Annotated in this window: 12 protein-coding genes and 1 pseudogene; 5 read left to right on the top strand and 8 right to left on the bottom strand. The window is 62.5% G+C overall.

The window, feature by feature from the left end:
* Positions 1-37: 37 nt before the first annotated feature.
* Positions 38-289, top strand: a pseudogene (locus tag AC1DWQ_RS05620) (AbrB family transcriptional regulator); the annotation flags it as partial.
* Positions 290-450: 161 nt separating this feature from the next.
* Here the strand turns inward: AC1DWQ_RS05620 and AC1DWQ_RS05615 are convergent.
* The 3 genes from AC1DWQ_RS05615 to AC1DWQ_RS05605 form a co-directional block, all read right to left on the bottom strand.
* Positions 451-732, bottom strand: coding sequence for a BTH_I0359 family protein (locus AC1DWQ_RS05615; protein ID WP_477656579.1), 282 nt, complete (start codon positions 730-732; stop codon positions 451-453).
* A 156-nt stretch (positions 733-888) separates the two neighbouring features.
* Complete coding sequence (locus AC1DWQ_RS05610) at positions 889-1,608, bottom strand: DUF3108 domain-containing protein (protein ID WP_477668736.1); 720 nt, start codon at positions 1,606-1,608, stop codon at positions 889-891.
* Between the two features lie 356 nt (positions 1,609-1,964).
* Positions 1,965-2,777, bottom strand: coding sequence for an IclR family transcriptional regulator (locus AC1DWQ_RS05605; protein WP_477668934.1), 813 nt, complete (start codon positions 2,775-2,777; stop codon positions 1,965-1,967).
* 174 nt (positions 2,778-2,951) lie between these two features.
* Here AC1DWQ_RS05605 and AC1DWQ_RS05600 point away from each other — a divergent pair, with 174 nt between their 5' ends.
* Positions 2,952-3,935, top strand: a complete 984-nt coding sequence (locus AC1DWQ_RS05600; RefSeq protein WP_477668735.1) for a fumarylacetoacetate hydrolase family protein — start codon at positions 2,952-2,954, stop codon at positions 3,933-3,935.
* A gap of 109 nt (positions 3,936-4,044) precedes the next feature.
* Here AC1DWQ_RS05600 and AC1DWQ_RS05595 read toward each other — a convergent pair whose 3' ends face one another.
* Genes AC1DWQ_RS05595 through AC1DWQ_RS05585 form a run of 3 tightly spaced genes read right to left on the bottom strand, consistent with a single transcriptional unit; the run spans position 4,045 to position 6,261 of the window.
* Entirely contained in the window at positions 4,045-5,208 is a 1,164-nt protein-coding gene (locus AC1DWQ_RS05595) for a toxin-antitoxin system YwqK family antitoxin (RefSeq protein WP_477668734.1), read from the bottom strand.
* A gap of 8 nt (positions 5,209-5,216) precedes the next feature.
* On the bottom strand, positions 5,217-5,822 hold the full coding sequence (locus AC1DWQ_RS05590; protein WP_477668733.1) for a MarC family protein: 606 nt from the start codon (positions 5,820-5,822) through the stop codon (positions 5,217-5,219).
* Positions 5,823-5,829: 7 nt separating this feature from the next.
* A complete protein-coding gene (locus tag AC1DWQ_RS05585) occupies positions 5,830-6,261 on the bottom strand; it encodes a VOC family protein (protein WP_477668732.1) in 432 nt (143 codons plus the stop codon).
* Positions 6,262-6,558: 297 nt separating this feature from the next.
* Between AC1DWQ_RS05585 and AC1DWQ_RS05580 the strand changes: the two genes are divergently transcribed.
* Complete coding sequence (locus AC1DWQ_RS05580) at positions 6,559-7,416, top strand: PhaM family polyhydroxyalkanoate granule multifunctional regulatory protein (RefSeq protein ID WP_477668731.1); 858 nt, start codon at positions 6,559-6,561, stop codon at positions 7,414-7,416.
* A 37-nt stretch (positions 7,417-7,453) separates the two neighbouring features.
* On the top strand, positions 7,454-8,731 hold the full coding sequence (locus AC1DWQ_RS05575; protein WP_477668730.1) for an FIST signal transduction protein: 1,278 nt from the start codon (positions 7,454-7,456) through the stop codon (positions 8,729-8,731).
* A gap of 114 nt (positions 8,732-8,845) precedes the next feature.
* Here AC1DWQ_RS05575 and AC1DWQ_RS05570 read toward each other — a convergent pair whose 3' ends face one another.
* Together AC1DWQ_RS05570 and AC1DWQ_RS05565 are read right to left on the bottom strand one after the other, a co-directional pair.
* Positions 8,846-10,003: a hypothetical protein gene (locus AC1DWQ_RS05570; RefSeq protein WP_477668729.1), complete on the bottom strand. Its 1,158-nt coding sequence runs from the start codon at positions 10,001-10,003 to the stop codon at positions 8,846-8,848.
* A gap of 229 nt (positions 10,004-10,232) precedes the next feature.
* A complete protein-coding gene (locus AC1DWQ_RS05565; RefSeq protein WP_477668728.1) occupies positions 10,233-10,964 on the bottom strand; it encodes a helix-turn-helix domain-containing protein in 732 nt (243 codons plus the stop codon).
* Between the two features lie 113 nt (positions 10,965-11,077).
* Here AC1DWQ_RS05565 and AC1DWQ_RS05560 point away from each other — a divergent pair, with 113 nt between their 5' ends.
* Entirely contained in the window at positions 11,078-11,989 is a 912-nt protein-coding gene (locus tag AC1DWQ_RS05560; protein ID WP_477668727.1) for a hypothetical protein, read from the top strand.
* Positions 11,990-12,002: the final 13 nt, after the last annotated feature.

Below are 12,002 nucleotides of genomic sequence, written 5' to 3'. Positions count from 1 at the left end.
TTCCAGCGGCTTCTGTTCCGCGCCGTTACGCTCTGCCATGCCTTCCTTGCCCCACCGTGCCGCCCAGTCCCCGCCCGTACGTGTCGTCCTGACCTTGTTGCTGGCCTGGGGTGCCGCTTTCTTGTGTATTGCGCTGCGCACGCCTTTGCCCTGGATGATCGGCCCCTTGCTGGCGACGGCGGTGGTGTCAATGCTGGGCGGACCTACGGCCAGCTGGACGCCACTGCGCAACTTCGGGCAATGGATCATCGGCTGCGCACTGGGGCTGCACCTCACGCCGCTGGTGGTGCAGGCAGAAAGCCCGCCAGGCGATTGATTGGGCAGAAAGACACACCCAGCGGGGGGCGCTCCTTCAAGGGGCCGCGGGGCTGGCTCCGCCAGACCGCAGGCACAGCGGCCCCCTCGGGGGCAAGGAGCTACACGAAGTGAGAGACCGTGGAGGCTCTACTTCTAATGAAGCGATATCGGCGTGTTGGCAAGACCGCTGTAGCCTTCCAGCGTGTCTTCGATTTCTTCTTGCGTGGGAGTGTTTTGCGCCCAGGCGCTCAGGCGCTGCTGGAACATTTCAGCCCAGGATCCATCCAGATAGACCTCCTTGCCCGAACGCTTGTCGACGATTTCGAAGCCATGCCGGGCCAATTCGGGAACGGCGGGGACAGGCGCGGATTCTTCCGGCGCATTGGCGTGAATCTGCATGACAGCAAAAGATTCCGAGTCGTAAAGCATTTGCATGGTGTAGGTCCTTTAGCTTCAGATAGCAACGATGAGGCCAAGTTCAAGGGCCCGGGGGGTTAAGTGCGAAAGCATGCGGTAAAGGCGCGTAGTGCGTGTAAAACCGCACATAAAACGGGCACCTCCGTGCGGCATAACAACGCCGGTTTGTTGAACTCAGCTCTTGGTGATCGCGCTGAGCTGCTGGTCAATGAAATCCCCGTTCTGCTGGGTGATTCTGCTGCGAACGGGAAGATACCCCAGTGACGGGGCATACCAGAGTTCCACTTTCTGATCGAACTCACGCCGGGGCTGACGGGTGAGTTTGAGCGTATTCAGCTCGCCATAGGGAAGTACCATTTTCTCTTCGCCTTCCACCCGGAACGTCCAGGTGTCTGCATCCCGCGGTCCCACGGTGTAAATTGAAATGGTGGAGCCCGCCGGAAAGCCGGCCGGGTTGCCCGCCAGTATGGCAGCCAGCTGGATGAAGACGCTGACCCGGTCCTGTGCACCCTTGATCCAGGGGACCGTCGGCGTATTGGCGCTGAAGGTGATCTGCCCCTTGTCTGCTTCAAAATGCGCGGCCACTTCGCTTCTTGATTTGTCGGAAAAGCGGGTTGGCGCCAAGCCTTCCGGACCCACCTGCCCGGTGCTTGCCATGCTGCGTGAACCTAAAAACAATGCGCTGACGCGCATGGAGGCGCTGTAGTTGTCGCCTGAATAGCGCCATCCCAGTTCGGCGTCCGCGTGGTAGTTCAAGCCCTTTGCGCTGCCGGTCATTTTGTATTCCAGTCGCGCGCTTTCCGGCAAGGCCACCGCCGTCACCGCCGACTGGTCTGGGTCGACTGTCGCGGGGGCGCTGGCAGCAGCGATTGTGGGCGTTGCCTGTGCGGGCATGCTTTGCGGATTTTCTACCTGGGGCGTGCTGGATGTCACCACCTCGGGAGGCGAGATTGCTATCAAATCAGTAGCGTGTTGCGCTGGACTCTCTTGGGTTACGGCGGGTTTCTTCTTGAATATCCTGGGCTTTGGGGGCGGTGCGGAAGGCGCGGGGGCAAGCGATGTCGGTGCAGGAGGCGGTGCGATGCTGCGCGTTGCGAAAGCCTCGCTGCGTGGGGAGGCGGCAGTTTGCTCGGGGCCGAATCGTACCGGCGCTGATTTCAGCACCAGCGTGTGGACAGCCAGCACCCCTGCAGCCAGCGCAGCAAGCACACGCCAGCGAGGCGCCGAAGGATAGCGGTCGGTGGACGCGGTCACGCCTGTGTGAATCCAAGATCACCGGAAAGTTGCCGGGCGGCGGCGGCCAGCGGCCGTGCCACCGCGCCGTCCCAGTCCGGATCAAACGTTGCAAGCGAACCCAGCGCCACAATGCCGAGCGCGAGATGGCCGTCGGCATCGAACACCGGCGCACAGAAGCCGGCTACGCCGGGCAGCAGGGTATTGACTGCGCGCGCCATGCCGCGGCGGCGGATATCTTCCAGCAAGGCATTCAGCTCGGCCATGGTGGCGGGAACATCTTTTCGCGCCAGCTTCTGGTTGCGTGTCAGTTCAGCCCTGACCAGCAGCGCCAGCCTCCCTTGTGGTTTGGCTTTGGCCTTGGGCAGGTTCGAAGACAAAAATGCGGCAAAGCACAAGCCCGTGGCGGACGACAGCAGCGGCATGACGTCGCCCAGCCGCAGGTTGACCGTCACAGACTGCGGCGATTCCTCCCAGTGGACGAGGGTTGGTCCCTGGTTGCCCCAGACCGCCAGTGCCAGGGTCTGGCCGGTTTGCATCATCAGGCGCGGCATGAGCTGACGGGCCAGCTTCACGCTGTCCAATCTCGAAAGGGAAGCGAGTCCTAACTTGAGCGCAGCCGGGCCGAGGTCGTATCGGGCGGTTGCCTCGTCCTGGACGACCAGTGCCAGCCGCTGAAAACTGACGAGATAACGGTGTGCCTTGGCCGCACTCATGCCCGCTGCGGCTGCCAGGTCGCGAAGCATCAGCGGGCCGGGTGAGGTGGAGAGCGACTCCAGCAAGCTGAAGCCGACCTCGACCGACTGAATGCCCGCGCGTTGCGGCGGCAGGCTGCTGCGTGCTGTTGCGGGGGCGCCTGGGCTGACTTTCATGGGCTTGACTAGAATTTCAGGTTCGCCGTGAGACTGTGGATGCATGGATCGTAACGCGGGGCCGGATGCCACCGCCGGCCACGGCACAATCAGGCCTTCTGCGAAAGCCGACAGCCACCAATCAGGATATTGATGAAACTTGCCACTTACAAAGACTCTTCACGCGACGGCCAGCTGGTCGTGGTGTCGCGCGATCTTTCAACAGCCCATTATGCGACGGGCATCGCGGGCAAATTGCAGCAGGTGCTGGACGACTGGAACTTCATGTCGCCGCAGTTGCAGGACTTGTACGAAACATTGAACCAGGGAAAGGCGAGGCACGCTTTTCCGTTTGAGCCATCGCGCTGCATGGCACCGCTGCCGCGCGCCTACCAGTGGGCCGACGGCTCGGCCTATATCAACCACGTGGAACTGGTGCGAAAGGCGCGCAACGCCGAGGTGCCGGAAAGTTTTTACACCAACCCACTGATGTACCAGGGCGGCAGCGACGATTTCATTGGACCCTGCGACGATGTGGTGGTGGCGAGCGAGGAGTTCGGCATTGACTTCGAGGCCGAGATCGCCGTGATCACCGGCGATGTGCCCATGCGCGCCACCCCCGAACAGGCGCTGGAAGGCGTGCGCCTGCTGATGCTGGCCAACGACGTGTCCTTGCGCAACCTGATCCCCGATGAACTGGCCAAGGGTTTCGGTTTCTTCCAGAGCAAACCGGCAACCGCTTTCAGCCCGGTGGCAGTGACGCTGGACGAAGTGGGCGACGCCTGGGACAAGGGCCGCCTGCACATGACCCTGCAAAGCACCTGGAACGGCCGCAAGGTCGCTATGTGCGAAGCCGGCCCCGAGATGACATTCAGTTTCGGCCAGCTGATCGCCCATATCTGCAAGACCCGCAATGTCCGTGCCGGCAGCATCATCGGTTCAGGCACCGTCAGCAACAAGGACTGGAGCCACGGCTACAGCTGCATCGCTGAAAAGCGCGCCATCGAAACCATCGAGGATGGCAGGCCCAAAACCGAGTTCATGAAGTTCGGCGACACCATCCGCATTGAAGCCAAGGGCAAGGATGGGCTCTCAGTATTTGGCGCCATCGACCAAAAAATTGTCGAGAACGTCTGAGCTACCCCGAATAAAACCAGCAGGGGCCGCGGAACCGGCTTCGCCGGGCCGCAGGCGCCGCCCCCTCGAGGGGGGAACAGGCTACACGCAGTGAGCCTGGACGGGGGTGTTATCTTGAATAAGCCTTGCGTGAGCCGTCTTCGAACACGGCGTCGTCACGTGATGGCTTGCCCTCGTCGTCCCAGGTTCTCTCGCGCGTGATGCGGCCGCGCTCGTCGTAGCTCGATTCGGCCACCAGCCTGCCGGCTTCGTTAAAGCGCTGGTGCGTACCCTGGGGCAGTTGCCGGTAGCGGTTGGAGGCTGTGTAGCGGCCGGTGGCGGCGATTTTCCCGCTGTCGAAGAAGTCGGTAGTCTGCAGCCAGGCGGTGTCGCCTTCGCCGCCGTACTCGGTTTTGCTGCGCGGCTGGCCGTTCAGGTAGTAAGTCTGGTCGCTGACCGGCTTGCCGGCCGACCAGCGCCTGTCGCGCGTCAGGGCGCCGCTGTCGGCGAACTCCTGCTCGCGTTCCTTGAACGAGGTTTTTGACGGGTTGGTTTCCAGCAGCCACTGGACTTCGCGCCGCTTGACGCCGGCGTTGTTGAAATAGCGTTCAGTGCGAATGTTGCCCGATACCTCGTCCAGGTAATCCGGCTTGCCACTCTCGCCCAGCGTTTCATGGCGAATGCGTTTTCCGGCCAGGTAACTGCTGGTGCCGTTCAGCACGCCTTTGCTGCTGAAGAGTTCGATCTTTGAGGCGCCGCCCGAAAAACCGCACCAACGGGCGTCCTCGGCCGGCGCTGCCAGCAAAGGCTTGTCGCCGCAGCGCAAGGCCTGGAGCTGGCCGCGGTCATTGAATTCGGCATAGGCCTGCTCGATGCTGCCGCCTGCGCGCGGCCCGTAAAACACGATGCGCCGCAACTGCCCATTGGTGTGAAAGCTGCGCGCCAGGCCGGCCTCGGTGCCGTTGTCGTAGATGGAGTCGCGCAGCACCTGGCCGTCCGGTGCGAATTCACGCGCGCGGCCATGGCGGTTGCCGCGCTCGTTTTCGCCGTATTCCCGCTGTAGCTTGCCGTTCTGGTAGTAGCGCATCAAACCCATGAACTTGCCGCCCTGCAGCTCCTGTTCGCGCATCAGCTGGCCTGTGTCCCGGTCCTTGCAGCGCATGATGCCGGTTTTGCCGGCCGTGGTGTTGCCATTGTTGGGGTTGACGCTTTCACCGTTGATTTCGCAGTCTTGCACCGCATGTGCCCACGGCGAGGCCAATGCGCAGGCACAAAGGAGGACGAGGCGTTGCACGGATTTTTTCATGCAGCAGCCCCGGTTTGGCTGATGAACAGCCGTATGCCGCGCAGGAGCATCTCGACCGAAATCGCCACGAGGATGAGGCCCATCAGGCGCTCGAAGGCCATCATCACGCGGTCGCCTGCCACCCGCTGGATTCGCTCGGACAGCACCAGCACCACGGCGCACACCGCCATGGTCACGCACAGCGCCGCGATCCATTCAAGCCGCCGCGCCGGCGCCTGGGACACCAGCAACATGACCGTGGCCAGCGCCGAGGGGCCGGCCAGCGCGGGAATCGCCAGCGGCACAATCAGCGGCTCGCCCTGCAGCGGCGCGGCCTCGGGCTGGTCCGACGGGAAAATCATGCGCAGCGCGATCAGGAACATGACCACCGCGCCGGCAATCTGCAGCGACAAATCGCTGAGGTTCATCAGGCGCAGGAAGCCGTCGCCGACAAACATGAAGGCCAGCAGCAGCAAAAACGCGATCAGCACCTCACGCAGGATGACGCGCATGCGCCGCTCCGGCGCCACACCCTTCAGGGCGTTGACAAAAATCGGAATATTGCCGAACGGATCGGTGATCAGCAGCAGCAACACCGTGGCGGAAGCAAAGGTATAGGCCATATGTATGTCAGATATGTCGGGCCGTGTTAGCCGAATAAAGGGCTTCAAGTGATTGGAAACCCTTGATCTCGATGGGGTTGCCGAAGGGGTCGCAGAAAAACATGGTCCATTGCTCGCCGGCTTCTCCTGCAAAGCGCACTTGCGGCTCCAGCACAAACTCCATGCGGGCCGCTTGCAGGCGCTGCGCCAGGGCCTGCCAGTCGGCCAGGGCAAGCACCAGGCCGAAATGCGGCATGGGAACAAGCTTGTCGCCAACATGGCCGGTGCGCTCTGTCTTGAACGGTTCGCCCAGGTGGAGCGACAGCTGGTGGCCGAAAAAGTCGTAGTCGACCCAGGTAGGGGCCGAGCGGCCTTCCGCGCATCCCAGGACCCCGCCATAAAACTGGCGGGCCACGTTGAGGTCTCTGACATTGAAGGCAAAGTGAAAGAGGCTTTTCATGGTGCAAGCTTATCAGGGCATTGCCCGAAAGAGACGCTTTTGCAGCCCGGCCGGCAACAGGCATGGCGCCATGCCTGCCGATGAATGCTATGAAATAGATAGCGATTTGCGCTTGTCGGTAAAGGTCTGTGGGTGTTTCTTGCTTGAATCCGTATCAATACCGGTTCGACCCTGGTGTTTGCCTGCTGAAAACACAAAAAGCGGTTGACGCGCTGCTGCGGCGTTGCACAATGAAGGCGTGCGCTGGATCATCCAGCCGCCCGATGCAAATCGTGCACAACCTGCCAGGAGACATTCATGAGTGACGCGGACAACCCTTCTTTCCCCGGTTTCGGCAAGCTGGTGCCCGGCTTTGACTTTTTGCAGAACCTGGCCAAACAGGCGGCAGGCAGCGCCACACAAAGCATTCCGCAGTTGCCCAACCTGGGCAACTGGGTAGCGCCCACGCTGAATGTTGAAGAACTCGACAAGCGCATCGATGAACTCAAGGCTGTCCAGTTCTGGCTTGACCAGAACGCCACGGCGCTCAAGGCGACCATCCAGGCGCTGGAGGTGCAGAAGATGACGCTGGCTACCCTCAAAGGCATGAACTTCAACATGGGCGATGTGGCCAATGCCTTCAAGCTCAAGGTGGCCGACAGCGTGGCCGGTGGCGTGCAGCGTGTGGCCGACAAGGCCCGCACGTTTTCGGGGCTGGAGGTCCCGCCAACGAGCTTTGGCGCGGACAAGCCGGCCGCCACATCCAAGGCCAAGGCACCCGGCGCGGCCAAGGCCGGCGCGCAGCCGGCCGGCGTGGTGGACCCGATGCAGTGGTGGGGCGCGCTGACCCAGCAGTTCCAGACGATTGCGGCAGATGCCATGAAGGATGCCGCCAAAAAAACGGCCATGGACACCACCAAAAGCCTGGCGACCGGCCTTGCCAAGGACGCGATGAAGACCGCCACCGGCATGGCAACGGGCATGGCCCGCAACATGGCGGAGTCCGCCGGTAAAACCGTGGCCGGCGGCGCACGCGCGGCCATGAACACGGCCCTGCGCAGCAGCCAGGCATGGCCTACACCGGCCGCCGGCAAAACTGCCACCAAAACGAAACCCAAGGCCAAGGCGCCAGCGCGCAAGGCTGCAACTAAAACCGCACGCAAAACCACGCGTTGATACAGGCCGACTTTTCACTGAATTTCACCAGGACCCCATGAAGCTTTTTCCCTACGGCCACGCCACCCATCCGCAATGGCAGATGGCGGCAGGCCTTGTGCTGGCGCAGCTGCGCGCCTACCTCGCATTGCCCGGCTACGCCAAATCGCCCACGCTGGCGCTGCTCTACATCACCGATCACTATGCGGCACACGCGCAGGATATTCTTGACCATCTGAGCGCCGAATTGCCCGACATCACCGACTGGAGCGGCACGGTGGGTGTGGGTATCGCCTCCAACAACGTCGAGTACTTTGACGAGCCGGCGCTCACGGTCATGCTCTGCGAGCTTCCGCATGACCAGTACCGTGTGTTCTCCGGGGTGTCGCCCTTGCCCCCGGCCAGCCAGGGAAGGTTCAAGGCGCATACGGCGCTGGTGCATGCGGACGCCGGAACGCCCGACGTTGCCGAACTGATCGACGAAATGGCACAGCGCACCGGCAGCGGCTATGTGTTTGGCGGCCTGGCCTCCAGCCGCTCCAGTACGGTGCAGTTTTCCCTCAGCGGGCATGGCAATGTCAAGGGGCAGGGCGCGGCCGGCGGTGTCTTCACCGGGGGCCTCAGCGGTGTGGCTTTTGGCCAGGGCGCGGCACTGATGTCACGCATTACCCAAGGGTGCCGGCCGGTGTCTGCGCATCATGAGATCACGGCCTGCGAGTCCAATGTGGTGACCGAGCTCGATGGACAGCCGGCACTGGAGGTGATGCTGGCAGACCTGGACGTGTCGCTTGATGAGCCGCGGGAGGCCTTGGCCAAAGTGCGGACCACGCTTGTCGGCTTGAGCCGCCCGGCAGACATTCCCCATGACGGCGCCGGCCGGCACGGCCAGTTTGGCGCAGAGGTGCTGGTGCGCCACCTGATCGGGCTGGATCCGGCGCGCAAGGGGATTGCCATCGCGGAGGTGCCCGTCGTGGGCATGAAGCTGGCTTTCTGCGAACGCAACATGGAAGCCGCGCGCGCCGACCTGGTGCGTGTGTGCGCCGAGATTCGTGAAGAGCTGGAACCGGAAGAAGTCACGCTGGAAGTTGCCAGCGCCTTGAGCGCGTCAGAGGCCGAAGCCACGCCGCATGCGGCCCGGCGCATTGCGGGCGCGGTGTACGTCAGTTGCTCCGGCCGTGGCGGCCCGCACTTCGGCGCGCCCAGTGCCGAACTGCAGATCGTGCGGCGGGCCCTGGGCGATGTGCCGCTGGTTGGTTTTTTCGCCGGCGGTGAGATCGCCCGTCACCATCTGTACGGCTACACCGGCGTGCTGACGGTGTTTACGTCACCTGCCTAGGTTTACCCCTATCGGACGCTCACTGCGTGTAGCGCCTTTTCCCCTTCCAGGGGACGGGCGCCTCGCGGCCGGCAAAGCCGGACCGCGGCCCCCGCTTGAAGAGGCCGTGGGGAGCTATAAAACCTGAGCTTCCAGCAATTCGACAGGGTCGCCATAGCGCGCTGCCAGCGCCACCACTGACGGGTCGCGCAGTGCGCACAAAAAACCGTCCTTGATCAGGGTGCAGCCCCCTGCAGTCACGGTGCTGTCCAGCGTGATGAGGTCCATGTGCACGGGCGGCTCTTCCCAGTTAGGCATGACACGGCGTATGTAGTGGCTGGGTTGCGCCAGGTCGATGCCGAAGTGCAGCGCTCCGGGAGAGTTTGAGCCGGCCGGGTACACGGTGTGGCGCGGCGCCTTGGGGTTGAAGCCGCAGCCGCCGCCTTCGATCATGCGGCCACCGACCAGCATCTCGCGCAGGATCACCGCTTCTTCTGAAATTCCCTCAACCGATGAAATTGTGTCGCCTTCAAAATGGACGGCGATTTTTTCCTCGAACGGTTTGGCAAAACCGACCGCCCATTGCGGGTAAAGCACGCCCGCCATGGGCACCACGGCCTTGAAATCATTCTTGACCGAGTTGTGGTCCCACAGATTGGGGCCGTGTGTCGGCAGGTAGTGCACATAACAGCCGTCTTCCTCGGCCGTCATCTGGCCGCGCCAGCGGTTGGTGGCCAACTGGTTGGCGCGCATCGCCTGCGTGAAGCTGATGCGGAAGTCGCTGCCCCGCGGATCGGTGAAGCGCAGGTCGAAATCGCCTTCGGTCGGGTAACGGCTGGCCGTTTGGCGGATGATCTCACCGATGAGATCGACCGGAAAGCGCGCTTGCGGCGTGTGCAGCAGATCCAGGTTGCGAAAGTAGGTGATCTTGACCCAACGCTGGCCGGTGCGGCGCAGGTTGATGCACAAAGGGTCGAGGATGGAGCAGAACCAGGTAGACACCACAAAAGTGGCCTTCTTCAGCATGGCATGCACTTCTTCAGGCACGGCGGTCACCTGCGTGCTCGGCTCCATGTAAATGCGCACCTCGGCGCCGCGTGACTTGGCAATGCCGATCACGGCGTCGATCACGCGCGGGTCCAGCAGAGGGTCGGCCAGCATCAGCACCCGGTCACCGGGACGTATCGCCATCACGCGCGAGAAGTTGTCCAGCGCCTGGAAGAAGTATTTGGTGTCGGTCAGATTGGCCGCAACCGGGATGGGCAGGCCAACGTAGGTGGAGATGGGTTTCATCGTGATTTCGTCGGAATTGCATGCACAAAATAGCCGAGCAAGCCGTAATCAGCTGAATAATACCAGTAAACATCAAATTTACTTAGTTGGCTAATGTAATTGCATGCAATATGTCGAGTATGCCAACAAGGGAGTACCAGCAGGCCCCGCGGAACCGGCTTTGCCGGGCCGCAGGGGTCGCCCCCTTGAGGGGGGAGCAGACTACACGAAGTGAGTCTGAACGGGGGTGTTACCTACGAAGTGCAGCGAAGGCCTCGAACTCCCAGCTCCGCATGGCCAGCAGCAAGGTGAATCCTTCGCGGTCCTTGTCGCCCAGCTTCTGGTCGGTCTGGTGCTGTTGGGCAAAGTCTTGCGCCACCCGCTGCATGCGCTCCAGGAACGAAGGCGCCAGGCCGCGGCTGATGGAGCCGTGCACCAGCAGCAGGCCTTCGCCATTGCCGTCAAATCCACCGGAAAAATAGTCAAGCAGGGCGTTTTCGCGGAAGTAGTCCATGACCGGCCCGTGCGGTCGCCAGCGGAAGGTCTTGGCGAGCTTGAGCCGGTAGCGGTTCAGCGGCTTGAGCTCGATGATGCCGATGCGGTCCAGTTGCGCGAGGTATTTGATGCACTCGGCTTCGGTCAGCCGGTAACTGGTGGTGATTTGCTCCAGCGTCCATTGCGACAGCACGCAGATGGCGGCCAGCAACAGCTTCTTGTCGGCCACCACGGCTTTTTCCTGTGCTTCGGTCAGCTCCGCCAGCAGGGGCTGGGTGTCGGCGATGCGCCTGGCCAGGTCGGCAAAGTCCAGCTTGAGCGCGCGGCAGATCGCGTCGATACGCGAGAGGGGCATATCGCCCCTGGCCAGCATGCGCTTGACGCTTGACTCGGCCATGCCGAGTTTGACGGCCAGGTCGGCGTACGTCATGCGCGCCGCCTTGAGTTCCTTTTTGAGGACGATGACAAGATCTGCGGTAGTGCTCATGAGTATCGATTATCGGTACTTTCGGGATGAATAGTAAGAACTGGTTCTAATTCCGGTGCTTCTTCCGGCGCTTGGCCTGCACAGTGCAGCTTCATTCACACAGGAGCTGCCCCATGCCAATCAGCCTGAAAACCGCCCACCGCCGTGTTGTGCCGCCGCCTTCCTGGTTTGCGCAGATGAAGGTATCGGGCTGGAAAGCCCCGGCCTGCCGCCGCGAATGCGCGCTCGCCGGCGTGTTGCTTGCGATGCTGGCGGCGGCATTGCTGGGGCCGTCGGTGGCGCAGCCTTTGCACTATCACGACTTCGCCGACCAACGAGCCTGGGGATGGTTGCCGCATGCGATGGACGTCCTCAGCAACCTGCCGTTCATGCTGTGGGGCATGGCGGGTGCCTGGGCCCTTGTGCGTGCCGTGAAGGCGCGGGCGCTCAGCGCCGCCGCCGCAGGTTTCGCAGGGCTGTTCTTTGCCGGCTTGGCCCTCACCTCCATGGTTTCTGCAGCCTACCATCTGCAGCCGGGAGATGCCGGGCTGGTCTGGGATCGGGGCGGCATGGTGTTTGCCTTCGCAGGCTTGCTCGGGCTTGGCACCATGCAGGCCGTCAGCACCCGTGCCGGTGTAGCGGTTGCTGCAGCAGTCCTCGTTCTCGGACCGTTGTCCGTGCATCTTTGGTCGCACACGGGCAATGTGCTGCCCTGGGCCGTTTTGCAACTCGGTGGCATGTTGCTGATTGTCGGCGTCGCCTGTTTGCGGCCCACGCTGGCAGGGCGGGTGTTGCCCATCCGCTGGATGCTGGTGGTGGCCATTTATGCGCTGGCCAAGCTGCTCGAGCTGGGTGACCACGCGGTGTTCGAATGGACGGGTCAGCTGGTTTCGGGCCACACCCTGAAGCACGTGGTGGCCAGTTGTGCTGCCTGGCCCGTCGTTGCGGCGCTTCTGGACGCCCGAAAATTCAAGGCAGAATCCACAGCAGCATTCAAAAACAGAGCAGGCAGGCCATCCCGCCACAGTCTGCCGCACAACAACTGAAAAGAGGAGTCAA

The sequence above is a fragment of the Polaromonas sp. P2_G11 genome (genome assembly GCF_056403595.1).
Note: the sequence above shows the minus strand (reverse complement) of the source record. Positions and strands in the feature narration are given on the sequence as shown.